Annotated in this window: 22 protein-coding genes; 9 read left to right on the forward strand and 13 right to left on the reverse strand. The window is 73.4% G+C overall.

Annotated features, from left to right (window positions below):
* Position 1: 1 nt before the first annotated feature.
* From J2X26_RS07765 to J2X26_RS07780, 4 genes are all read right to left on the reverse strand, one after another.
* Entirely contained in the window at positions 2-394 is a 393-nt protein-coding gene (locus J2X26_RS07765; protein WP_307491203.1) for a DUF2304 domain-containing protein, read from the reverse strand.
* Positions 391-1,137 carry a glycosyltransferase family 2 protein gene (locus J2X26_RS07770; RefSeq protein ID WP_307491205.1) on the reverse strand — a complete coding sequence of 249 codons (747 nt, stop codon included), beginning with the start codon at positions 1,135-1,137 and terminating at the stop codon, positions 391-393. The genes J2X26_RS07765 and J2X26_RS07770 overlap by 4 nt, the downstream gene beginning before the upstream one ends.
* A 62-nt stretch (positions 1,138-1,199) precedes the next feature.
* A complete protein-coding gene (locus J2X26_RS07775; protein ID WP_307491207.1) occupies positions 1,200-2,408 on the reverse strand; it encodes a glycosyltransferase in 1,209 nt (402 codons plus the stop codon).
* Positions 2,409-2,495: 87 nt separating this feature from the next.
* The gene (locus J2X26_RS07780; RefSeq protein ID WP_307491209.1) at positions 2,496-3,764 is read right to left on the reverse strand and encodes a hypothetical protein; all 1,269 of its coding nucleotides are present in this window, start codon (positions 3,762-3,764) and stop codon (positions 2,496-2,498) included.
* Positions 3,765-3,849: 85 nt separating this feature from the next.
* Here J2X26_RS07780 and J2X26_RS07785 point away from each other — a divergent pair, with 85 nt between their 5' ends.
* Both J2X26_RS07785 and J2X26_RS07790 read left to right on the forward strand, forming a co-directional pair.
* Complete coding sequence (locus J2X26_RS07785) at positions 3,850-4,752, forward strand: glycosyltransferase (RefSeq protein ID WP_307491211.1); 903 nt, start codon at positions 3,850-3,852, stop codon at positions 4,750-4,752.
* Between the two features lie 78 nt (positions 4,753-4,830).
* A complete protein-coding gene (locus J2X26_RS07790; RefSeq protein ID WP_307491213.1) occupies positions 4,831-5,919 on the forward strand; it encodes an NAD-dependent epimerase/dehydratase family protein in 1,089 nt (362 codons plus the stop codon).
* A 39-nt stretch (positions 5,920-5,958) separates the two neighbouring features.
* Here the strand turns inward: J2X26_RS07790 and J2X26_RS07795 are convergent, their stop codons facing one another.
* From J2X26_RS07795 to J2X26_RS07825, 7 genes are all read right to left on the reverse strand, one after another.
* Entirely contained in the window at positions 5,959-7,140 is a 1,182-nt protein-coding gene (locus J2X26_RS07795; protein WP_307491215.1) for a DegT/DnrJ/EryC1/StrS family aminotransferase, read from the reverse strand.
* A 15-nt stretch (positions 7,141-7,155) separates the two neighbouring features.
* Complete coding sequence (locus tag J2X26_RS07800; RefSeq protein WP_307491217.1) at positions 7,156-8,091, reverse strand: NAD-dependent epimerase/dehydratase family protein; 936 nt, start codon at positions 8,089-8,091, stop codon at positions 7,156-7,158.
* Positions 8,092-8,162: 71 nt separating this feature from the next.
* Positions 8,163-9,185 carry a GDP-mannose 4,6-dehydratase gene (gene gmd, locus J2X26_RS07805; RefSeq protein ID WP_307491219.1) on the reverse strand — a complete coding sequence of 341 codons (1,023 nt, stop codon included), beginning with the start codon at positions 9,183-9,185 and terminating at the stop codon, positions 8,163-8,165.
* The gene (locus tag J2X26_RS07810; RefSeq protein ID WP_307491220.1) at positions 9,182-10,429 is read right to left on the reverse strand and encodes an acyltransferase family protein; all 1,248 of its coding nucleotides are present in this window, start codon (positions 10,427-10,429) and stop codon (positions 9,182-9,184) included. Before J2X26_RS07810 ends, gmd begins: the two co-directional genes overlap by 4 nt.
* The gene (gene rfbA / locus J2X26_RS07815) at positions 10,426-11,295 is read right to left on the reverse strand and encodes a glucose-1-phosphate thymidylyltransferase RfbA (protein WP_307491221.1); all 870 of its coding nucleotides are present in this window, start codon (positions 11,293-11,295) and stop codon (positions 10,426-10,428) included. The genes J2X26_RS07810 and rfbA overlap by 4 nt, the downstream gene beginning before the upstream one ends.
* A 70-nt stretch (positions 11,296-11,365) precedes the next feature.
* The gene (locus tag J2X26_RS07820; RefSeq protein ID WP_307491223.1) at positions 11,366-12,226 is read right to left on the reverse strand and encodes an NAD-dependent epimerase/dehydratase family protein; all 861 of its coding nucleotides are present in this window, start codon (positions 12,224-12,226) and stop codon (positions 11,366-11,368) included.
* Positions 12,227-12,346: 120 nt separating this feature from the next.
* Positions 12,347-13,075 carry a TIGR03089 family protein gene (locus J2X26_RS07825; RefSeq protein WP_307491225.1) on the reverse strand — a complete coding sequence of 243 codons (729 nt, stop codon included), beginning with the start codon at positions 13,073-13,075 and terminating at the stop codon, positions 12,347-12,349.
* 221 nt (positions 13,076-13,296) lie between these two features.
* Here J2X26_RS07825 and J2X26_RS07830 point away from each other — a divergent pair, with 221 nt between their 5' ends.
* The 3 genes from J2X26_RS07830 (at position 13,297) to J2X26_RS07840 (ending at position 18,890) form a co-directional block, all read left to right on the forward strand.
* Positions 13,297-13,626, forward strand: a complete 330-nt coding sequence (locus J2X26_RS07830) for a WhiB family transcriptional regulator (RefSeq protein ID WP_055912877.1) — start codon at positions 13,297-13,299, stop codon at positions 13,624-13,626.
* Positions 13,627-13,692: 66 nt separating this feature from the next.
* A complete protein-coding gene (locus tag J2X26_RS07835) occupies positions 13,693-17,235 on the forward strand; it encodes a glycosyltransferase (RefSeq protein WP_307491227.1) in 3,543 nt (1,180 codons plus the stop codon).
* Entirely contained in the window at positions 17,232-18,890 is a 1,659-nt protein-coding gene (locus J2X26_RS07840; protein ID WP_307491230.1) for a DUF5719 family protein, read from the forward strand. The genes J2X26_RS07835 and J2X26_RS07840 overlap by 4 nt, the downstream gene beginning before the upstream one ends.
* Position 18,891: 1 nt before the next feature.
* On the opposite strand, the gene J2X26_RS07845 is transcribed toward J2X26_RS07840, so the two are convergent.
* On the reverse strand, positions 18,892-19,773 hold the full coding sequence (locus J2X26_RS07845) for a glycosyltransferase (RefSeq protein ID WP_307491231.1): 882 nt from the start codon (positions 19,771-19,773) through the stop codon (positions 18,892-18,894).
* 44 nt (positions 19,774-19,817) lie between these two features.
* Positions 19,818-20,315: a metallopeptidase family protein gene (locus J2X26_RS07850; RefSeq protein ID WP_307491232.1), complete on the reverse strand. Its 498-nt coding sequence runs from the start codon at positions 20,313-20,315 to the stop codon at positions 19,818-19,820.
* 75 nt (positions 20,316-20,390) lie between these two features.
* On the opposite strand from J2X26_RS07850, the gene J2X26_RS07855 reads away from it, so the two are divergent.
* From J2X26_RS07855 to J2X26_RS07870, 4 genes are read left to right on the forward strand one after another with little or no spacing between them, the layout of a single operon-like run.
* On the forward strand, positions 20,391-20,762 hold the full coding sequence (locus J2X26_RS07855; RefSeq protein WP_307491233.1) for a DUF3499 domain-containing protein: 372 nt from the start codon (positions 20,391-20,393) through the stop codon (positions 20,760-20,762).
* Between the two features lies 1 nt (position 20,763).
* A complete protein-coding gene (locus J2X26_RS07860) occupies positions 20,764-21,039 on the forward strand; it encodes a hypothetical protein (protein WP_307491234.1) in 276 nt (91 codons plus the stop codon).
* Positions 21,040-21,097: 58 nt separating this feature from the next.
* The gene (locus J2X26_RS07865) at positions 21,098-22,561 is read left to right on the forward strand and encodes a phosphomannomutase/phosphoglucomutase (protein WP_307491235.1); all 1,464 of its coding nucleotides are present in this window, start codon (positions 21,098-21,100) and stop codon (positions 22,559-22,561) included.
* Positions 22,561-22,767: a Trm112 family protein gene (locus J2X26_RS07870; RefSeq protein WP_307491236.1), complete on the forward strand. Its 207-nt coding sequence runs from the start codon at positions 22,561-22,563 to the stop codon at positions 22,765-22,767. Before J2X26_RS07865 ends, J2X26_RS07870 begins: the two co-directional genes overlap by 1 nt.
* Position 22,768 lies beyond the last annotated feature (1 nt).

Raw genomic sequence — 22,768 nt, forward strand, 5'->3', positions numbered from 1 at the left:
GTCAGGCGCCGTCCGTGGTGACGGGAGAGTCGGTGCCGGTCGAGTCGGGCACCCGCTCGGCCAGCTCGTTCAGGTCGAGCCGGAGCAGCGCGATCTCCTCGGCGAGCGTCCGGGTCTCCTCCTCGAGGTTCGAGACCTCGGTGGAGAGCTGGATGCACACGAGCAGCAGCACGAGGAACGCGCCGGCGTAGACCAGGTTGACGGGGGTCTCGACGCCGACGAGGTCCGAGAGCCAGAACGCGACCTGGGGGAAGATCCCGAGGACGACGACGGCCGTGGCCAGGGCGATCCAGATGCCGGCGTACTTCTCCCGGATCCGCCGCGTCCGCAGCAGGTAGTAGAGGAGCCCGACGACGAGGACGCAGAGGGCGAGTGCGAACAGGTACCCGCTCACGCGCGTGCTCCCTCGGCGGCGACGGGCTCGCTGGGCCGCGACAGGGCGATCAGGAGGGCGAGCAGGGCGCGTCCGAGGAAGATCGCCGCCTTGACGGGGCTGTGCGACGGACGTCCGCCGGCTCGGGGCCGCATGCGCACCCCCACCTGCCGGACGGTGAGCCCGGCGCGCGAGGCGATGACGAGCGACTCGATGGTGTCCCCCAGGTACTCGGCGGGGTAGTTGGACGCGAAGAGCGCGATGGCCGACCGGCTGCAGGCCTTGAAGCCCGACGTCGTGTCCGTCAGACGGGTCCCGGTGACCCGGGAGAGCACGGTCGACAGGATCGACATCGTCCACCGCCGAGGCCCGCGGACGGTGTAGTCGCCGACGCCCGCGAACCGCGCACCGATGACGATGTCCGCCGACTCCGCGACCATCGTCTCCAGCAGGACGCGCACCTCCGCCGGGTCGTGCTGGCCGTCGGCGTCGAGCTGCACGGTGTAGTCGTACCCGCGGCGGTGGGCCAGCACATAGCCGGCGCGCATGGCGCCGCCGACCCCGAGGTTGATGGGCAGGTCGAGAACGCGGGCGCCGGCGTTCTTGGCGAGCTCGGCGGTGCGGTCGGTGGAGCCGTCGTTGACCACGACCACGTCCGCGGAGGGGAGGGTCGTGTGGATCTCGTCGATGATCGACGCGACCGTGGCCTGCTCGTTCCACGCCGGGACGATGATGAGCAGGCGAGGCTCGGGGGTCACGGGCATCCTCGAATCCTAGCGACCACGCGCGGTCGTCCTCCCCGACGGACACCCCGCCACGGGCGACGTCACCGGGGCTCCAGCGACTGCTCGACGACGTCGACGACGCGGTCCCAGGTGTACGTGCTCGTGATGCGCTTGCGTCCCGCCTCGCCCATGGCGTGCGCCTGGGCGCGGTCGCCGAGGATCGTCGCCAGGCGTGCGCCGGTCGTCTCGCTGTCGGTGGGGTCCACCAGGTAGCCGCTCACGCCGTCCTCGACGTCCTCGCCCGTCACGCCCGAGCGCACGACCGGGGTCCCGCAGGCGAGGGCCTCCTTGACCGGCAGCGACATGGTCGTGGCGCCCGACACGGCGGACGTGCCGGTCTGCAGGAGCACGTCGGCGATCGAGTACATCCGGGGGAGGTCGACGAAGGGCAGGAAGCCGAGGTAGTCGATCTTGTCGGCGACCCCGAGCGACTTGGCCCGGGCCATCATCCGCTCGAGCTCGGGCGGGTCCTCGCGCGTGGTGGTCAGTGCGAGGCGTGCGTCCGGCACGGAGCGGACGGCGACGGCGAAGGCGTCGATCGCGAGGTCCGTGCGCTTGATCGGCGAGAAGTCGGTCGAGTGGACCACCCGGGGGCCGTCACCGAGGCGCTGGCGCAGGTCCGCCACCTCGTCGTCCGCGTACGGACGGAAGAACCCGGTGTCCACGCCGGCGTAGGTGCACTCGGCGTCGGTGCGGCCGTACGTCAGCTCCAGCTGCTTGGCCGTGGCCTCGTTCAGCGTGAGGAGCGCGTCGGCGTCCTGGATCCCTCGCGTGTCCACCCGCCCGTACGCGGTCCGGAGGAAGGCGAGGAGCGCCTGCTTCGGTCGCGGGTACATGCCGATGACCTCGGCGTCGTGGAAGAACGGGAACGGCTCGAAGCACAGGCTCACGTGCCGCAGGCCGTGCGTCTTGGCGGCGTGCGTCGCGACGTCGGGCATCGGGAAGAAGCTCGACACGATCGCGCTGGCGTCCGCCGCGGCGGCGGTCACCGCACGCCGGTCCCGGGCCAGGTAGGCCGGGAAGGCTGCCCAGTACGCCATGGACTGCGACGTCGCGCCGCCGATCTCGCGCAGCGGGATCCCCGCCTCGGCGTAGCGCTCGCGCCACAACGGGGAGGCGCCCTCGACCATGACCTCGACGGGCCGACGCTCGGCGAGGCGACGCGTGACCTCGTAGATGAACTTCGTGCCGCCCAAGGGGAGCATGAAATGGCTGTGCAGCCAGAGGACCGGCTTGCGCGCGTCCGTCACGGTCACCTCTCCTGGTTGTCGGCCAGGGACGACGGTCCGAGGCCGGAGGAAGCCTACCGTCGCGTCACGGGCACCCGTGCACGGGGGTCAGGCCACCCGCGTCGAGCGCTGGACCGCCACCGCGTGGATCACGATGCCGACCAGCGGTCCGATCGTGAGCGCGAGCACCGCCCGGGCCTCCATGCTCAGCGGCGTGAACAGCAGGGCGAGCGAGGTCGTCGTCGCCGCGAGCCAGCCCAGGGCGTAGACGGTGTGCCGCCCGGTCGCCAGGACGGCGGCGCCGGTCATCGTGAGGAAGGCGAGTGCCGTCGCGCCCAGGGTCAGGCCCGCGAGCACCGGGCCGGGCACGCCGTAGGCGTCGCCGAACAGCAGGCGCAGGAGCCACGGCCCGATGAGGGCGGCGGCGACCGCGGCGCCCGCGCCGAGCACGGTGATGAGCACGAGCACGCGGCTCAGGGCGCCGAGGCCGCGGTCGCGGTTGGCCATGAAGTGCGTGATGGCCACCCCCTGGTACGCCGCCAGCGGCATGAGCAGCGGGGCCCGCGTGACGGAGATCGCGAGGATCAGCGGTGCCGCGTCGGCGAACTCCACGTCTCCCGACGTGAGCCGGAGCAGGACCGGGAACCCCACGACGAGCGCGGCGCTCGACGCGGCGGCGACGGCAGCCTTGCCGGTGTTGGCCAGCAGCCGCGGCGCGGCGACGTCGGCGACGGCTCCGGCGACGGAGCGGACCGGCCGCGAGATCGCGGCGAGCACGATCCACGCGCCTGCGGCCACGGCGACCGCCAGCTCCAGCTGGTCCGTCGCGGCACCGGCGAGGACGACCACCACGACGAGCAGCAGCCGGGTGGCGGCCTCGGCGCCGACGAGCACCGAGTACGTCCCCCAGCGCAGCTGTCCGGCGAGGATGCCCGCGACGGCCGAGTGCCCGGCGAACAGCACGGCGCCGAGCCCGACCGCGACGACGCCGGGGATCCAGGCGTCGCCGAGGACCTGCTCGCCCCACCACGGTGCGGTCGCTCCGACGACGACCGCGGCGAGCCCGCCGAGCAGGAGGCCCCACGGCAGGATCCGGGCTCCGCCGCTGCGGCTCTCCGCGGCGTGCGACGCGCGGGTGGACTCGCTCTGCACGCCCCCGAGGACGCCGAACACGCCGAACAGGAGCGACCAGAACACGAGGAAGTCCGCGTTCCGGGCCGGGTCGAGCGACCGCGCGGCCAGCAGGAGAACGAGGTAGCCGCAGCCGGCGGCGACGATCGAGGCGATCCCGACCCCGGCGGCGCCACCGCCCGAGATCGTGCGCTCGGAGGCGGTCCGCGCGGGGTCCGGCAGGGCGGCGGCTCCCGGGTCGGTCACGCCTGGCCCGCTTCGCGAATCGGTTGCATGAGGTCGTAGTGTGGCCCATCCACCCCGCAGCCCACGAACACGACAAGGACCTGCCATGCCGCTCGACATCTTCGTGCCGTTCTGGGGAGACCCTGCGCTCCTGAAGGAGACGGTGCGCAGCGTGCAGGCCCAGACGGACGACGACTGGCTGCTGACGGTGGTGGACGACGCCTACCCGGACCCGACCGTGGCCGAGTACTTCGCGGGCATCGACGACCCGCGCGTCCGATACGTGCGCAACGAGCAGAACCTCGGGATCACGGACAACTACCGGCGCTGCGTCGGCATGGCCACGGAGGAGCTCATCGTCCTCCTGGGCTGCGACGACGTGCTGCTGCCGACGTACGTGGCGACGGTCCTGGACGCGCACCGCCGCTTCCCGCAGGCGCACATGATCCAGCCGGGCGTGGACATCATCGACGAGACCGGCACGGTGACCAGCACCCTCGCGGACACGGTCAAGCAGAAGCTGTCGATGCCGCGCGCGCCCCAGCCGCGGCTGCTCGCCGGCGAGGAGCTGGCGTCCAGCCTCTTGCGCGCCAACTGGTTGTACTGGCCGTCCATCGTGTTCCGCCGCGAGGCGATCCAGGCCGCGGGCTTCCGCGACGGGTACCCGATCATCCAGGACCTCGCGCTGGAGATCGACATCGTGTGCGCCGGCGGTCCGCTCCTGCTGCTCCCCGACGTGTGCTTCCAGTACCGCCGTCACGGCGCCAGCGCGTCCTCGGCGACCGCGGGGGGCGGGGCGCGGTTCGACGGCGAGCGACGCTACTTCGCGGAGGCCGCCGAGCAGATGTCGGCGCTCGGCTGGCGACGGGCGGCGCGCGCCGCCCGGTGGCACCTCACGTCCCGTGCGCACGCGCTCACGCTGCTGCCGCGCGTGCTCGTCGACCGCGACGCGGATGCCGCCAAGATGCTCGCCCACCACGCCTTCGCCGGGACGCGCACCTCCGCCTGAGGCCGTCCGAGGCTGCGTGAGAGACTGCCCGGGGCTCGCGCCGGCGGGCCGGCACCCACCGACGAGATCGAGCACAGCGTGAGCTCTGGCACCACACAGCGACCGGGCACGGCCCTGGTGACCGGCGGCGCCGGGTTCATCGGGTCGGCCATCTCCACCGCCCTGGCCGACCGGTTCGACCGCGTCGTCGCCGTCGACAACCTGCACCCGCAGATCCATCCGTCCGCTGCGCGACCGGCGGGCCTCGACCCGCGCGTCGAGCTGGTGGTCGGCGACATCACGGTCCCCGAGACGTGGGACCGGCTGCTCGCCGACGTCACGCCCGACGTCGTCGTGCACCTCGCGGCGGAGACGGGGACCGGCCAGTCTCTGGAGGAGTCCACGCGGCACGCCTCGGTCAACGTGGTGGGCACGACGCAGATGCTCGACGCGTTCACGCGCCGCGGCACCCTCCCGCGCCGGATCGTCCTGTCCAGCAGCCGCGCCGTCTACGGCGAGGGCGCCTGGCTGACCGGCTCGGGCGACACCTGGTACCCGCCGCAGCGCACCCGGCAGACCCTCGAGGACGGCGTCTGGGACTTCCCCGGGGCCACCGCGACCGCGATGGACGCACGGACGGTGTTCCCGGCGCCGGTGAGCGTCTACGGCGCCACGAAGCTCGCGCAGGAGCACATCCTCACGGTGTGGTGCCGCGCCCGCGGCGTCGAGGCGGTCGTGCTGCGCCTGCAGAACGTGTACGGACCCGGGCAGTCGCTGATCAACCCCTACACCGGGATCATGTCGCTGTTCTGCCGCATGGCGAAGGCCGGCCGCTCGATCCCCTTGTACGAGGACGGTGCCGTGCGCCGCGACTTCGTGCTCATCGATGACGTCGCGCGTGCGGTGCACCTGGCGGCGACCGTCGAGGCGGCGCCTTCGGGGCCCGTAGACGTCGGCTCGGGGGAGGACCAGACGATCGCCACGGCGGCGGAGCTGATCGCGGCGTACTACGACGCCCCCGCGCCGCACGTCACGGGGCAGTTCCGCGAGGGCGACGTGCGCCACGCGTGGGCGGATGTCACCGTCGCGGCGAGCACCCTCGGCTGGGCCCCGGAGCACGACCTGCGCGCGGGGATCGCACGCCTGGCGGCGTGGATCGACACGCAGCCGCTGCCGCCCCTGCCCTGACGCGGTCCGCCCCCGCGAGGGGGCAGACCGCGCCGGCGGTCAGCTCAGTGCCGCGAGCGTGTCGTGCAGCAGGTCGATCTGCTGCTCGACCGGGTAGTGGTGGTTGCCCACGAAGAGCCCGTCCGCGTGGATCTTGTCGGCCGCGGGCAGGGCGTCCGGCACGTCGGCGTCCAGGTAGCGCATGACGGGGTTGCGCGTGAAGTTGCCGGCCACGATCGGGCGGCACTCGATGCCGGCACCCGTGAGCGCGGCGACGACGTCGGCACGTCGGCCGGCCAGCGCACCCTCGAGGACGAGCGAGAAGCCGAACCAGCTGCTCTCGCCGGTCTCCTTCTGCAGCCGGACGTCATCCAGGCCACCCAGCTTCTGCTGGAAGTAGACGGCGTTCGCGCGTCGGCCCTGCACGAGGCCGGGAACCTTGGCGATCTGCTCGATGCCGAGCGCCCCCGACATCTCGAGGGGGCGCACGTTGTACCCGGGCAGGACGAACCGGAACAGGTCGTCGAACGCGTCCCCGGACTTCGGGTGCACGACGTTGTCGACGGCCAGCTCGCGCGTCCACCCGTGCGCGCGCAGCGACACGAGCATCTGGCGCAGGTAGTCGTCGTCCGTCAGGACGAGGCCGCCCTCCATCGTCGAGATGTGGTGCGAGAAGAACGAGCTCAGCGTGCCCATCGCACCGAAGGTCCCGGCGAACCGGCCCTCGAACGTGGCGCCCAGGGACTCGCAGTTGTCCTCGAGGACGAGCAGCCCGTGCTCGTCGGCGATCGCCTGCAGCCGCCGGAAGTCGTTCGGGTTGCCCAGGAGGTTCACCGCGAAGATCGCCTTGGTGCGCGGGCCGATCGCCGCCTCCACCTGCTCGAGGTCGAGGTTGAGCGTGTCGACGTCGATGTCCACGAACTTCAGGCGCAGCCCGTACTGGTGCAGCGGGTAGTACGTGGTCGCCCACGACACCGCCGGCACGATGACCTCGTCGCCGGCGTTGAGGTCGCTGCGGGGGTCGAGCACCGCAGCCGCGACCGCGATCAGGTTGGCGCTGCTGCCGGAGTTGACCATGACGGCGTGCGCGGAGCCGAACGCGTCGGCGACCCGGCGCTCGAACTCCGCCACCAGCGGACCCATGGTGAAGCGACCGCTCGCGATCACGCGCTGCAGCGCGTCGAGCTCGGCCTCGTCCCAGGAGGAGGTGGCCAGGGGGAACGTGGGGGATGCGTCAGGCATGGTCTCTCTCGGTGCTCAGGGGGTCAGCGTGCGGTCGTGGTGGGCGAGGTACGCCGCGTACGTGGCGGCCATCCCGTCCGACAGGGAGGTCGGGGTGGTCCAGCCGAGCGCGCGCGCCGCCGAGGAGTCGATGAGGCGTCGGGGCGTGCCGCTGGGCTTGTCGGTCTCGAACGTGAACGTGCCGCGGTAGCCGACGACGTCCCGCGCGACCTCGTAGTACTCGCGCACGGAGTGGTCGGTCCCGCACCCGAGGTTGAGCGCGTCCGGCCAGTCGGCGAGCCGGCCGACCTGGTCGATCAGCCAGGCGGCCAGGTCCGGCGCGTAGGTGAACTCCCGCCGCGCCGTGCCGTCGCCCCAGACCGGGACCGTCGGGTCGCCCGCCAGGTGTGCGCGGTGGATCTTGCCGATCGCGGCGGCCACGAGGTGCGCGCTCTGCCCGAAGTGGTCGTGCGGGCCGTACAGGTTCGACGGCACCGCCGCGCGGTAGTTCCGGCCGTACTGCTGGCTGGCGAAGGCGCACAGCCGAGCGGCCGCGCCCTTCGCCAGGGCGTAGCCCTCGTTCGCACCCTCGAGAGGGGCGGACAGGGCGTCGGACTCGACGAACGGCCGCTCGTACCGGTCGGGGTACACCGCGGCCGTCCCCACGTACAGCAGGTCGGGGACGCCGGCCTCGATGCACGCACCGATGACCGACGTGTCGAGCAGCAGGTTCTCCAGCAGGTACGTGGCCGGCTCTGCGAGCTTGGCGGCGATGCCGCCGACCTTGGCGGCCGCGTGGACGACCGCCTCGGGGCGCTCCCGCTCGAGCAGCGCCCGGGTGGCCGCACGGTCGCGCAGGTCGACGACGTCGCGGGTGACCACGATCAGCTCGTCGTCCGGGCGCTGCTGCGCCCATCCCTCGACGAGGGTGCTGCCGAGCATCCCGGCACCGCCGGTCAAGAGCACGCGCACGTGCGGCCTCCGAGCTTGTCTGTGGTGAGCACGTCGTCGGGACGCCCGCGGGCGACCTCCGGGCGGACCGCCTAGGCCTGCTGGACCTCGTCGACGTAGTGGCGACCCTCGGTCTCGAGCGCGGCGATGTCGGCGTCGACCATGATCTCGGCGAGGCGCGGGGTGTGCACCTTCGGGGTCCAGTCGAGGAGGCGCTGCGCCTTGGACGGGTCGCCGATCAGGGCGTCGACCTCCGTCGGGCGCAGGTAGCGCTCGTCGAACTTGACGTACTTCTCCCACTCGAGGCCGACGCGCTCGAACGAGAACTGGAGGAAGTCGCGGACCGAGTACGCCGTCCCGGTCGCGATGACGAAGTCCTGCGGCTCGTCGTGCTGGAGCATCCGCCACATGGCCTCGACGTACTCGGGGGCGTAGCCCCAGTCGCGCACGGCGTCGAGGTTGCCCATGTACAGCTCGGTCTGCTGGCCCGCGGCGATGCGCGCGACCGCACGCGTGATCTTGCGCGTGACGAACGTGCCACCGCGTCGCGGCGACTCGTGGTTGAACAGGATGCCGTTGCAGGCGAAGATCCCGTACGCCTCGCGGTAGTTGCGCGTGATCCAGTACGAGTAGACCTTGGCGACGCCGTACGGGGAGCGCGGGTAGAACGGCGTGTCCTCGTCCTGCGGGGGCGGGGTAGCGCCGAACATCTCGGAGCTGCTGGCCTGGTAGAACCGCGGCGAGATGCCGGCGGCCCGGATGGCCTCGAGCAGGCGGATCGAGCCCAGGCCGGTCGAGTCGGCGGTGTACTCGGGCTCGTCGAAGCTGACGCGCACGTGAGACTGCGCGGCGAGGTTGTAGACCTCGTCGGGCTGGATCTCGTTGAGCAGCGTGACGAGGCGCGAGCCGTCGGTCAGGTCCCCGAAGTGCAGGAAGAGCCGGTGGTTCGGGTCCTGCGACTCCTGGTAGATGTGGTCGATGCGCTGCGTGTTGAAGGTCGACGCCCGGCGGATGAGCCCGTGCACCTCGTACCCCTTCGACAGGAGAAGCTCCGCGAGGTAGCTGCCGTCCTGCCCGGTGATACCCGTGATCAGAGCTCGCTTGGTGGTCGTCATCGGGGTTGCCCGCTCCCAGTCATCGTCTGCGCCGCGCTCGACGGCGTGCTCTCGGTCGATTCTTCGACCACGGGAGCGTACCCGTTCACCGGTGCCAGGACGGCGGGCGGGCGTGCGTGCGTGGTCACCTTGCGGGCTCGTCGCAGCACCGGTCGCTCGATCAGCAACCAGCTCGCGATGGCGAGCGGAAGGGTGCAGACGATCGCGAGGAGGTCGTAGACCGCGAGGTTGAGCGTGTAGAGCCCTGCCAGCGCGAGGAGCTGCTGGACGGGCCACGCGTAGATGTACACGCCGTACGAGACGTCGTGCTTCTGCACCAGCCTGGGCGCGGGGATCACAGCACCCGCCCACATGATCACGTAGGCCAGGAGCGGTGCCGCCAGCTGCGGACCCCAGCCGGGGACGTTGAGCACGATCAGGAAGCCGACAGCGGCGGCCAGCAGGGCCAGCGGCCACGTGAACGAGAACTTGTCCTTGACCATGTACAGGAACGAGCCGGCCAGGAAGAACGGGATCAGCTGCAGCAGGTACATGAGGTCGGCGTTGCCGCCGAAGTACGGGGCGATCTGCGGCCAGCCGCCGTACCCGACGATGCTGACGAGCATGGCCACGAAGACGACCCACGGCCGACGACGCACCCAGACGAAGCACAGCAGCGCCGCGATGATGAGGTAGCAGAGGAACTCGTAGTAGAGCGTCCACAGGGAGCCGGACCAGGCGGCCGGGTACGGCACGCCGGTCGGGGTGCCCGCGACGTCGAAGGCGATGATCCGCAGCCCCGCGTTGGCGAAGATGTAGTTGGCCGGGGTGAACGGCGTGGTGAAGAACCCGTCGAGGCTCCCGTGCGCCTTGACGAACGCGAGGGGCGCGAAGACGAGCGCCGTCACGACGAGGCACACGAGGAAGGCCGGGAAGATGCGCGCGATGCGCAGGACCAGGTAGTCACCGAGCGGCTTGGTCAGCCGGCTTCCGGTGATGAGGTAGCCGGAGATGGCGAAGAAGCCCATCACCGCCCAGCCGCCCATGTTCTGGCCGTTGAGCTGCGGGCCGACGCCCTTGCCCGCCAGGTACCACCCGTGCGCGACGAGGACCGAGTAGGCCAGCACGAGGCGGATGAGGTTCAGCCCGTTGTTGCGGCCCTGCAGCTCGGAGGCGCCCCACGTGAGAAGCCGGCTGCGGCCGGAAGGTCGCGGTGCCGGCGGGAGGGCGAGGCTGGGGGACTCCGAGGTGGTGGCCGCCGTCACGAGCCGGCCTCCAGCAGCTCCAGGAGGTACGTGCCGTACCCCGACTTGACCAGCTTCTCGGCGCGGACGCGCAGGTCGTCGTCCGAGAGGAAACCGCGGCGCCAGGCCACCTCCTCCGGCGACCCGATCTTGAGCCCCTGCCGGTGCTCGACCGTGCGCACGTAGTCGGACGCCTCGAGCAGCGAGTCGAACGTCCCCGTGTCGAGCCACGCCGTCCCGCGCGGCAGGACCTCGACGCGCAGCCGCCCCTGGGCGAGGTAGTGCCGGTTGACGTCGGTGATCTCGTACTCGCCGCGTGCCGACGGCTCCAGGTCCCGCGCGATCGCGACGACGTCGTTGTCGTAGAAGTAGAGACCGGGGACGGCGAAGCTGCTCTTCGGCTTGGCGGGCTTCTCCTCCAGGGAGAGCGCGCGGCCGGCCTCGTCGAACTCCACGACGCCGTACTCCGTCGGGTTGGCCACCCGGTAGGCGAAGACCGCGCCACCGTCGACGTCCTCGAACCGCTGGAGCTTCGCACCGAGGCCGGGGCCGTAGAAGATGTTGTCGCCGAGGACCAGGGCCGCGCCTTCCGACCCGATGAAGTCCGCGCCGATCACGAACGCCTGCGCCAGGCCGTTGGGCTCCGGCTGCGTGGCGAACGTGATGGAGATCCCGAACTGCGAGCCGTCACCGAGGAGGCGCTGGAACTGCTCGGCGTCGTGCGGCGTCGTGATGATCAGGACGTCACGGATGCCCGCCAGGATGAGCGTGGAGAGCGGGTAGTAGATCATCGGCTTGTCGTACACCGGGACGAGCTGCTTGCTCACTCCGAGAGTGATCGGGTGCAGTCGTGTACCGGAGCCGCCGGCCAAGATTATTCCGCGCATGGGAACCTAGTGTGCAGTATGCGACGTCTCGGACGTGCATCCGGGCGGCGCTCGCGACCGCCCCGGGCTCCTAGGTGGCGGAGGCCATGATCCTGCGGATCACGTCGGCGTTGCCCCACGTGGCGGGGGACTCGAACGGGCGGTCCGGGAAGGCACCGTACTCGAGCCGGATGTCGTAGCCGCGCTCCGCGATGAACGACTCGGCCCGGTGGGCGAGCGACTCCGGGGTCCCGGAGCAGCAGTTGATGATGCCCGTCTCCTGCGACTGCGACGCGACCGCCGCGATCTGGGCGGCCAGCTCGTGGACCTCGACGAAGTCGAACTTGTTGGCGCCGGTGGTGAAGGGGAAGGTCGGGTCACCGCGCTCGGCCGCCTGGGCGATCTTGGTGAAGATCGAGCTGTTGGCCTCGTCGTCCCCGTAGATGTAGAAGCAGCGCAGCCACTGGAACGTGACCGGACCGCCGCGCAGCTCGACCTCCAGCGCCTCGCGCAGGGCGTTCTTGGCGATGCCGTAGAGGGTCTGCGGGTGGGTCGGGGTGTCCGCGTCGATCTCGCCCTCGTGGTAGCCGATCTCGTGCATCGTGCCGGCCACGGTGAGGTGCGACGCGCCCTCCGCGACCAGGCGCGTCAGGAACCGGTAGTGGTCCGACAGCCGCGACATGTGGGCGGGCGAGCCGTGGTGGAAACCCGCCTCCCAGGCGAGGTGCACGACGACGTCGGGGGAGTGGAGCGCCTCGTAGGAGGCCTCGTCCGCGTCGAAGATGTCGACCCCGAGGACCGTCGCGCGCGGGTCGACGCGCGACCCGCCCGGGACGCGGGCCGCCCGGTCGACGGCCACCACCCGGGCTCCGCGGTCCAGCAGGGCGGTGACGACGTGCCGGCCGATGTAGCCGCCCGCACCGGTGACCAGGACGGTCGCGTCGCCTGCCATCGTGGAAGCCACCGCTCTCTGGTCGTCCGTCGGCCGCTCGCGCGCCCCGCTGTGCAAACGGTGCACATTAACACCGCGGGCCGCGCCTCCTCCGGGCGGGCTGCCCCGGAGAACGTGCCCCTATCCCGCCGTCCCGAGCAGGTCCGTCGTGACCCGCTCGGTCCCGACGAGCCGCGCGCGACGGTCGGGGTCGTCGAGCAGCACGCGGCCGACCTCGGGGCTGACGAGGACGAGCGACCCGTCGCCCGCCAGGGTGCCGAGCACAGCCAGCAGGTCGACCGTGCCGGTCCGGTCGGGTGCGACCCGCAGCACGCGACCAGGTTCCGGGGTGACGGCCGTCGTCAGCAGGTCGGCGTGCGTGACGGTCTCGGCCCCGACGAGCGCGGTCTCGTCCGGCTGCGCCGGCGCCGTCCAGCCCAGCGCGTCGGCGTAGGTCATGACGGCCGTCGCGGCGTCCACCGCCCCGGCGGGCAGCGTGCCGTCGTACCGGCGGGCGAGCGCGGGCAGGCTGACTGCGACGAGCTCGGTCGCGCCCGGGCTCGCGTCGGGCCGGTCGGTCACGACCACGTCCGCCTCCTCGGGCACGAGGCTCACGCACGCGCCGACCCGCCAGGTGGCCAGGGCCCAGATCACGGTTCGCCAGTGGCCGGGCAGGTCGAGCCGCACGCGCGTCCCCGGCTCGGCGTCGAACTCCTCCACGAGCAGGTTCGCCGTCTTGTTCACCCAGTTCTCCAGGACCGCGCCGGAGAGCTCGACGCGCTCGCCGCCGTCGCCGTACCAGGTGAGCCGTGGCCGGCCAGGGTCGCGGGTGAGCAGGCGCAGGAGGTCGGCAGTGGTCGTCGGAGGCACGCTCCACCCTAGATCGACACGCCCGAATCACCCGTCCGGGGCAAGTTCACCCGACAAAACCGGACAGTTACCACGTCTCCGCTTGACCAACGCGAACGACACGCGTGTAATTCCTTAGAACGGATTCATGAGCGAGCACCACCCGCGGCTCTCGGGAGAGCGTCGCACGCCGAGCCTTGGAACGAGCAGTGGACCAGCACGAAACCCGCACGGAGGCACGCATGTGGAATCTGCTCGACAACGACGAGATCTTCCCGTCGGACGCACGGAAGAGTGCACAGACGCACGCTTCCAACGTCCTGCCGATCTTCGGCGCCCTCGAGGACGAGGGCCCGATGGGCTGGCAGGAGCGCGCCCTGTGCGCGCAGACCGACCCTGAGGCGTTCTTCCCCGAGAAGGGCGGCTCGACCCGCGAGGCCAAGAAGGTGTGCACGGGTTGCGACGTGCGCTCCGAGTGCCTCGACTACGCCCTGCAGAACGACGAGCGCTTCGGTATCTGGGGCGGGCTGTCCGAGCGGGAGCGGCGCAAGCTCAAGCGGCGTGTCGTCTGACCGACGGCGCCGGGTGGGAGTGTCGCGCGCGGGGCTCGTCCCGCGCGACGGCATGATGTTCCGAGCATGACTGACACCCTCCTGCCGGTGGATCTGCCCACCGCGACCTCCTCCACACCGGTGACGACGCCGGTGTCCGCGGTCGTCGTCACCCGCGGCCGGACCCCGTATCTCGCGGCGACCGTCGCGGCCCTCGCGGCCCAGAGCCGCCGCCCGCTGCGCGTCCTGCTCGTCGACGTCTCCGACACGGGCGACGAGGCCGTCGAGCAGCTCCTGCACAGCACGTTCACCGCTGCCGGCGGCTCCTCGATGCCCGCGCTGCGCGTCGTGCGCACGCCCGGCGCGCGGACCTTCGGCCACGCCGTCCGTCGCGCCCTGGAGGCCGACGACGGGCACCCGACCACCTGGCTGTGGCTGCTGCACGACGACAGCGCGCCCGCACCGACCGCCCTCGCCGAGCTGGTGCGCGCGGTCAGCCACGCCCCGTCGGTCGCCGTCGCCGGCGTCAAGCAGCGCACGTGGACCGATCCGGAGCGCCTGCTCGAGGTCGGGGTGCGCTCGTCCCGGTCCGGCCGGCGGATGACCGACGTGGAGCCGGGCGAGCTGGACCAGGGCCAGCACGACGGTCGCGAGGACGTCCTCGGCGTCGGGATCGCCGGCGCGCTCGTCCGCCGGGACGTCTGGACCGAGCTCGGTGGCACCGACCCGCTCCTCGGCCCGTTCGGCGACGGGCTCGACCTGTCCCGCCGGGCACGGCTGGCCGGGCACCGGGTCATCGTCGTGCCGTCGGCCGTGGTCCGGCACGCGCAGGCCGGCTACCTCGGCCTGCGCACGGACGCGATCGACCCCGGCAGCCGACCCGTCGACCGGGACGGCGACGGCGAGGACGACCGCGCCGACCCCCGTCGGTCGTTCGCCGCCCGCCGCCGAGCGCTGGTGCACAGCCGCCTCATCTCCGCGCCGTTGATCCTGGTGCCCGTCGTCGCGGTCGCTGCGCTGCTCGGCGCGGTGCTGCGTGCCTTCGGCCAGCTCGCGGCCAAGCAGCCCGGCCTGGCCGTCGACGAGGTCCGGGCTGCGCTCGTCGCGCTGGCCCGGCCGGACGGCGTCGCCCGCTCCCGCGTGCGCGCGACCCGGAGCCGTCGCCTGCCGCGCCGTGCGCTGCGGCCGCTGCAGGCAGGCTGGCGCGACGTCTGGTCGCAGGCCCGGGACCGCCGCCTCGCGCGGGCCGAGGCCCGTCGGGTCACGCAGGCGCCGAGCGAGCTGGAGCTGCGCGAGCTGGCCGCCCTCGCCACGCGCCGACGCGTCTCGCTGGCCGTGGTCACGGTCGCCCTCGTCGCCGTGGCGGGCGTCGGCCTGGGTCCGCTCGTGGCCGCTGCCTTCGCGGGAGGAGGACTCGTCGGCGCTGCGCTGCTGCCCAGTGCCGCGCGCCTCGGTGACCTCTGGTCCGCCGCGACGTCGGGCTGGGTCGCCGACGGGCTGGGCGGACCGGGGCCGGCTGACGCGCTGCTGAGCGCTCTGACCGTCCCGACCGCGCTGTCCGGTGGCTCGTCGTCGACCGCCGTGGCGGTGCTGCTGCTCGGGTCGATCGTGCTGGCCGGGCTCGGCGCCTGGGCGGCGGCCGGTGCCGCGACGAGGTCGGTCGGCGTGCGCGCGTGGGCCGCGATCGTCTGGGCGGGTGCACCGGCGCTGCTCCTGGGCCTCGGTGACGGTCGGCTCGGCGCGGTCGTCGCCCACGTCGCCCTGCCGTGGGTCGCCCTGGGGGTCGCCCGTGCCGTCGGCGCGCAGCGGGTGGACCAGGTCCTGTCCGGCGTCGCGACCGCGCGGCGTGCCGAGGACGACGAGATCGACCAGGGTGACGTCGAGACGCCGGTGCGCGGCACCCCGACCGTGCCGACACCCAGGGTCTCCGGGGAGGAGCACGCGCCGAGCGAGACCGAGCCGGCCGTGCCCGAGCGGGTCGGTGCGCCGGACCCCACGGGCTCCATCGCCGCAGCGGCCGGCGCGTCCATCGCCTTCGCGTTCACGGTCGCCGGTGCACCCAGCCTGCTCGTCCCCGGCCTGCTCGCGCTCTGCGTCGTGGCGCTGTGCGCCCCGAGGCGCCGCGGGCGCGTGCTGCTCGTGGCCGTGCCGGCGCTGGTCCTGCTCGGTCCCGCGCTCGTCGAGGCCGCCGGGCGAGGCCTGGCGGGCTGGCGGCTGCTGGTCGCCGACCCCGGCCTGGCGAGCGTGTCGCCCGCGGCCGACCCGCTCAGCCGGCTGCTCGGCGTCCCGACGGACGCGTCCTCGCTCGCGCCGGGCGACCTGCCAGCCGCCGTCGCCGCGGCCTGGCCGCTCGCGCTCGGTGCGGTCGTCCTGGTCCTGGCGGTGCTCGCACTCCTGCGCGGCTCACCGGTCGCCCGGGCTGTCCGCGCCGCGTGGCTGGTCGCGATCCTCGGTCTGGCCACCGCGACGCTCGTCGTCGCGATCCCGGTCGCGGTCTCGGACGGGGTCGTCGCGTACGGATGGGCAGGCCCCGCGCTCTCGCTCGCCGGCATCGGTCTGCTCGCCGCCGCGGTCCTCGGCGCGGACCGTCTGCGCGAGCGGCTCGCGGCCTACACCTTCGGGTGGCGGCAGCCACTCGTCGCGCTCCTGACGGTCGTTGCTGTCGTGGTGCCCGCGGTCTGGCTCGGCTCGTGGACGTGGCAGGCGCGCAGCGGTGACGCCGTCGGGCTGCGCGCGGTCGAGCGTGCGATCGTCCCGGCCGTCGGCCAGCAGGCGCAGGTCTCCGCACTCTCCTCGCGGGTGCTCGCGGTGAGCATCGAGCCGACGACGGACGACTCCGGAGACGGTGCGTCGACGGTGACCTGGCAGCTCATGCGCGCCGACGGTCCGCAGCTGGTGGACCAGGCGGCGGCAGAGACCACCCGGACCCTGCAGGGCGACCTTCTGACGCCCGACGTGACGGCCACCGACGCCGCGACGCGCGAGGTCGACGAGCTCGTCGCCCGCCTGGCGTCCGCAGCGACGGGTGACGTGGCGGGCGAGCTGGCCGCGCTCGCCGTGGCCGACGTCGTCGTGCCGCCGCTGCCCGACGACCTCGCGGGCGTCGTTCCGCAGGTCGCCACCGCGCAGCGCGAGGAGCTCGTCAGCCGGCTCGACTCGACGGCCGGTCTCGAGCGTGTGACGCAGAACGCGACCGGGACGCTGTGGCGGGTGCAGGCGACGACGCCGCTCGACGCAGCGGCTGGGAGCGTCGCCCCGACGATCGTCCCCGCCTGGGCGCGAACCCTCCCGGCGACCTCCGACGTGACCGATCCGGCCGCCCCGGCCGTGGCGCTGGCGTCGACGGACCGCACGGTCGACACGGTGGTCGCCGCCGGCGACGCGGACCGGCTCCTCGTGCTGGCGGAGCGCGCCGACCCGCACTGGCACGCCTCGCTCGACGGCCGCTCGCTGCGGTCGGTGGACGGTGGGTGGCGGCAGACGTTCGCGCTCGGGGCCGACTCGGGCGAGCTGGTCGTCCGGTACGACGACCCCGACCGCGGCCTCTGGCTCGCGCTGCAGGGCTTCGTCGCGCTGGTGACGGTCCTCCTGGCGGTACCGGTGCGCCGGCGGCGGGGGGTGCGCACGTGAGCGAGGCAGGCACGGCCGGCGCGGCACCGGTCGTGACGCGCTCGCAGGTGTGGCTCGGGCGGACCGCCCGGGCAGTGTCCGGTCTGGCCGTCCTGGGGCTGACCGTCGTCGTGGTCGTCGCCGGTGCACGGTTCCCCGCCGAGGGCACGGACAGCGTGCCGACGACCGTGGTCCCCGTCCCACCGACGGCGTCGACGCTCGTGTGCGCCGGCCCGCTCATCCAGCCCGACGACACGGGCCGGGGTGACTCCGCGTTCGACCCGACCCCGGTGGACCCCGTCACGACCGTCACCGTGGTGACCTCGGTCCCGGACGCCGACGGCAGCACCGCCGGGACGGTGGCGCCGCTCGACCGGTCCTCCGTGACCGCGACGTTGGCACCCGGCGGCACCGCGGCAGTCGTGCAGGGCGTGACCGCGCCGCAGGTCGTCCGTGCCGAGCCGGGGAGCGCACCCGCCCGGGTGGCCGCGGTCAGCGCAGGGCTGGTCACCGCCGGCGACCTGCGTGGCCTGGCGGCCGCCTCGTGCCAGCAGCCCACCGCCGACGCCTGGCTGCTCGGTGGCGCCACCGACCTGTCCAGCACCGCCCAGCTCGTGCTGAGCAACGCCGGCTCGACGCCGGCCGAGATCACGCTCGAGATCTGGGGTCCGTCCGGTCCGGCCGACCTCACCGGCGAGCGGTTCCTGGTGGCGCCCGGCGCGCAGCGCGTCGTGGTCCTCGGGGGCATCGCCGCAGAGCAGCGACGGCTCGCGCTGCACGTGTCCGCCACGGGCGGCCGCGTCGGCGTGCACGTGCAGGACTCGGCCATCGACGGCTTCACCCCGGCGGGCACCGAGCTGGTGGTCCCCGGATCCGCGCCGGCCCGACGTCAGGTGGTCCCGGGGCTCGCGGTGGTCGACTCCGCGGTGGGTGACCTGTCCGCCCCCGCGCTCCGCCTGCTGGCGCCGGGGGACACGGGCACCACGGCGCACGTCACGCTGCTCGGCCCCGCGGGGGTCACGGAGCTGCCGGGCGCGGCGTCGGTCGATCTGGTGCCCGGCGAGGTGACCGACGTCCCCCTGGGCGGGCTCCCGGCCGGCACCTACACGGCGGTCGTCGACGCGGACCAGCCGGTCCTGGCCTCCGCCGTCCTGACCCGCCCCGGTTCGGTCGGTGAGCTGGACGACGTGCCGAGCGTCGAACGCGCCTGGGCGGCGTCCACCGCGGTGGGCCGTAGCGGCGTCGTCGCGGTTCCGGCCGGAACCCGGGGAACGCTCGTGGTGGGGGCCGTCGCCCCAGGCGCGGACCCGGCTGCGGGCGGGTCCGCGACCGCGACCCTCCGGTTCTTCGGCTCCGACGGCTCCGTGCTCACCGAGCGTCGGCTGCGGCTCGCCGCCGGCACGACCGGTGCATGGTCGGTCGACCAGCTGGCCAAGGCGGCCGGCGAGATCGTCGTCACGGACCCCGCCGCGACGCTGGACCCGTCGGTCCGGGCGGGCGTGGTCGGCGTCGACCTGGTGACCGACGAGGGCTCCGAGGTGGCGATCGCCTGGGCGCTCGTCGCCGAGTCCGACCAGCCCGACGGCGTCCTGGTCTCGGTGCTCGACCCGGTGCCGGTGCCGCGCACCACCCCGGACGTCGCCGTGCGGGAGGACCCGCGGCTCGGCACCCGCTGACTCACCCCGCGGCGCGCAGCTCCGCGCGTTCGCGCAGCCGCAGCCCGAGGACCGCCGCGCGGCGCACGGGCCACTGGTACCAGTGCGGGTACCTGCGCCCGACGTACCGGGCGGCGCTCGCGTGGTGCGCGGAGATCATGGGTGCCGGCTTCGCCCGCCAGGAGGTCCCGCCGACGTGCGTGACCTGCACCTGCGGGACGTAGAGGTTGGTCCACCCGGCGCGGCCGAGCCGCTCGCCGAGGTCGACGTCCTCGAAGAACATGAAGTAGCCGTCGTCGAACCCGCCGACGGCCTCGAACGCGTCGCGCCGCAGCAGCAGGCACGCCCCCGACAGCCACCCGGCGGCTCGGCGCGCCCCGGCGTCCAGCTCGTGCGCCCGGTACCGACGGGTCCACGGGTTGCCCGGCCAGAACCGCACGAACAGCGCGTGCCCCGCACCCTGGGTCAGGGACGGGAGCTCGCGCGCGGACGGGTAGACGGTCCCGTCGGTGTTGAGAAGCGCGGGGCCGACGGACCCCGCGCGCGGGTCGGACCGGCCGGCGTCGACGAGCGCGTCGAGCGACCCGGGCTGCCACTCGATGTCCGAGTTGGCGACGACGATCCACGGTGCCGTGGCGCCCGCCGCACCGACGTTGGCGCCGCCGCCGTAGCCGAGGTTGGCGCCGGGCGAGACGAGGCGTGCCCCGACCTCGTCGGCCACCGCGCGCGCGACCGTGGGGTCGGTCCCGTTGTCGACGATCACGAGCTCGACGGACGCCACCGACGCGGTCGCCAGGGTCCGGGCGAACACCGCCAGCTCGTCGCCGGGGTGGTAGACGACGCACACCACGCGGACGTCGGGACGGGAGGCGGGCGCCGGCGGGACGGGGAGGGAGTCGCTCATCGTGCGGACAGGGTAGTGGGCCTGCGGGCCATCACCTGCACCCGTCAGCCGGCGTCGCCGTACCGCGGGTCGACGTCCTCCGGCGAGCGGCCCAGCAGGTGGGCGACCTGCTCGACGACGACGTCCCGCACGAGGTCGGCCAGGTCGAGCGGGTCGGTCGCGCGGGACTCCACGGGCCGCCGGTAGATCACGACCCGGGCCGGAAGCCCGGCGTCCGGCGGGAAGTAGCGGCCCAGGGGGACGCCCCCGTGCTCCCACGGCGCGGGGTTGGACGGCGGCACGTCCTCGACGGCGAACTCCGTGCCCTGCAGCTGACGGGCCCAGGTCCGCTCGATCCGCTCGACGGCGTCGAGCACGAGGTCGTCGAACCGCTCGGCCCGGGTGCGGTACGCGGGCATGGTGCTCGGCATGAGCGGCCCCCGCGGCCCGCGTCCGCGCCGGTCACGGCGACGGACCGGGACCACGGCCGTCGTGGGGAGCGCGACCGAGCGGCGGCCGATCCCGGCGGGTCGGCGGGCGGGCGGGGGCGGTGCTGAGCTCACCACTGCACTGTAGATCGCGGACCGGCGACGGCGTGGGGGACACGGCCTGTCGCCCCTCGGGGGTACGGTCAGCGCGTGAGATCCGTGAGGCAGTGCTCGCGCACGGCCTGTGGCCGTGCGGCCGTGGCCACGCTGACCTATGTGTACGCCGACTCGACCGCGGTGCTGGGCCCGTTGGCACAGCACGCCGAGCCGCACTCGTACGACCTGTGCGTCGAGCACGCGGAGCGCCTCACGGCCCCGCGCGGGTGGGAGGTCGTCCGGCTCACGCCCGAGTTCTCGCCCGCACCGCCCAGCCGCGACGACCTGCTCGCGCTCGCGGACGCCGTGCGTGAGGCGGGCCGACGTACCGAGCCGGAGCCGCCGCCAATGCCCGAAGCCGTCGGTGCCGTGCCGGCCGACGCACCGCGCCGCGGGCACCTGCGCGTCCTGCGGGGCGAGGGCTGACATGGCCCGCCGCAAGGGAGAGGCCGCCCGCGCCCGTGCCGAGCGCGCGGGAGAGCCGCTCGGCTCGATCAGCCAGCCGTCCGGCCCGGGTGTTCCCGGGACCTCCGCGTGCCTGCAGTGCGGCGAGACCGAGCTGACCCGGATCCGCATGGCTCTGGCGGACGGTCGTCAGGTGGTCTTCGTCTCGTGCCCGTCGTGCGAGCAGCGCAACTGGTTCCCGCTCGACGGGACCGGCGTCCCGCTCGACCGTGCCGACGTCGTCGGTGGCGACGCCTGACCTGCAGCGCAGCAGGAGCGACGGCTCCGTCGGTCGGTGGCCCCGGTACGATGCCCGGGTGACCTCCCCTGCAGCCGACCGTGTCGATCTGACTGCCCTCATCAAGGCCTACGACGTCCGGGGTCTCGTCCCCGCTGAGCTCAACCCCTCCGTCGCCCGAGCGATCGGTGCGGCGTTCGCCGACGTCGTCGTGCTCCCCGAAGCCACGGCCCGCCCCCGGGTGGTCGTCGCGAACGACATGCGCCCGTCCGGACCCGAGCTCGTGGCGGCGTTCGCCGACGGCCTCGCGGCCCGGGGTGTGGACGTCCTCCTGATCGGCCTGGCGTCGACGGACGGCCTGTACTTCGCGTCCGGCTCGCTGGGCATCCCCGGTGCGATGTTCACCGCGAGCCACAACCCGGCGCAGTACAACGGGATCAAGCTCTGCCGCGCCGGCGCTCGCCCGGTCGGCCAGGACAGCGGACTGACCACCGTGCGCGAGCTGGCCGGTGACTACCTCGCCGGGTCGGTGCCCGAGGTCGAGGCCGCGCAGCGGGGGAGCGTCGAGGAGGGCGACCTGCTCGCCGAGTACGCCTCGTTCCTGCGCTCCCTGGTGGACCTGTCGGGCATCCGCCCGCTGAAGGTCGTCGTCGACGCGGGCAACGGCATGGGTGGGTTCACCGCGCCCGCCGTCCTGGGCACCGGTGCCGGGCTGCCCGAGCTGCCGCTCGACATCGTGCCGCTGTACTTCGAGCTGGACGGCACCTTCCCGAACCACGAGGCCAACCCGCTCGAGCCGGAGAACCTGCGGGACCTGCAGGCAGCGGTCGTCGAGCACGACGCGGACCTCGGCCTCGCGTTCGACGGGGACGCGGACCGGTGCTTCGTCATCGACGAGCACGGCGACCCGGTGAGCCCGTCGGCCATCACGGCGCTGGTCGGGCTGCGGGAGGTCGAGCGCGAGCGTGCGGCCGGCCGCACGCCGACGGTGATCCACAACCTCATCACCTCCCAGGTGGTGCCCGACCTCCTGAAGGCCGCCGGCGCGACCACCGTCCGCACCCGCGTGGGCCACTCGTTCATCAAGGCCGAGATGGCGCAGAACGACGCGGTGTTCGGCGGCGAGCACAGCGCGCACTACTACTTCCGTGACTTCTTCTTCGCCGACACCGGGATGCTCGCAGCGATGCACGTGCTCGCGGCCCTCGGCGGTCAGCCCCACCCGCTGTCCGCGCTGGCGGAGCAGTTCCAGCCCTACTCGGCCAGCGGGGAGATCAACTCCCGGGTCGCCGACGTGGCCGCCGCCCGGGCGCGGGTCGTCGAGGCGTACGTGACGCAGCAGGGTGCCGGGCCGGTGCAGGTCGACGAGCTGGACGGCCTGACGGTGTCGCACTGGGACGGTCAGCCGCAGTGGTGGTTCAACCTGCGGGCCTCCAACACCGAGCCGCTGCTGCGGCTCAACGTCGAGGCGGCCGACGAGGACATCATGGAGAAGGTCCGCGACGACGTGCTCGCGCTGGTGCGACAGGACGGAGAGGGCTGATGGCCGGGTCGGGGCGGTCCTTGGAACCGTGGGCACGTGAGCTCCTGCGCTGCCCTGTGACGGGTGCGACGCTCGTCGACGGGGTGGGGCCGGACGGTGAGCCGACGCTGGTGTCGACCGACCCGGTGAACCCGCTGGCCTACCCCGTGCGCGACGGGATCCCGGTGCTCCTGGTCGACGAGGGCGTGCCGGTCCGCCAGGGCTGAC

It is taken from the genome of Cellulomonas humilata (genome assembly GCF_030814415.1).
GTDB lineage: Bacteria > Actinomycetota > Actinomycetes > Actinomycetales > Cellulomonadaceae > Cellulomonas > Cellulomonas humilata_A.

Coding starts and splice junctions, on each gene's coding strand:
- J2X26_RS07770 (WP_307491205.1), bottom strand. CDS start 1,137: ATGCCCGTGACCCCCGAGCCTCGCCTGCTCATCATCGTCCCGGCGTGG.
- rfbA (WP_307491221.1), bottom strand. CDS start 11,295: ATGCGCGGAATAATCTTGGCCGGCGGCTCCGGTACACGACTGCACCCG.
- J2X26_RS07860 (WP_307491234.1), top strand. CDS start 20,764: ATGGCCCGCCGCAAGGGAGAGGCCGCCCGCGCCCGTGCCGAGCGCGCG.
- J2X26_RS07845 (WP_307491231.1), bottom strand. CDS start 19,773: ATGAGCGACTCCCTCCCCGTCCCGCCGGCGCCCGCCTCCCGTCCCGAC.
- J2X26_RS07785 (WP_307491211.1), top strand. CDS start 3,850: ATGCCGCTCGACATCTTCGTGCCGTTCTGGGGAGACCCTGCGCTCCTG.
- gmd (WP_307491219.1), bottom strand. CDS start 9,185: ATGACGACCACCAAGCGAGCTCTGATCACGGGTATCACCGGGCAGGAC.
- J2X26_RS07820 (WP_307491223.1), bottom strand. CDS start 12,226: ATGGCAGGCGACGCGACCGTCCTGGTCACCGGTGCGGGCGGCTACATC.
- J2X26_RS07795 (WP_307491215.1), bottom strand. CDS start 7,140: ATGCCTGACGCATCCCCCACGTTCCCCCTGGCCACCTCCTCCTGGGAC.
- J2X26_RS07830 (WP_055912877.1), top strand. CDS start 13,297: ATGTGGAATCTGCTCGACAACGACGAGATCTTCCCGTCGGACGCACGG.
- J2X26_RS07870 (WP_307491236.1), top strand. CDS start 22,561: ATGGCCGGGTCGGGGCGGTCCTTGGAACCGTGGGCACGTGAGCTCCTG.
- J2X26_RS07835 (WP_307491227.1), top strand. CDS start 13,693: ATGACTGACACCCTCCTGCCGGTGGATCTGCCCACCGCGACCTCCTCC.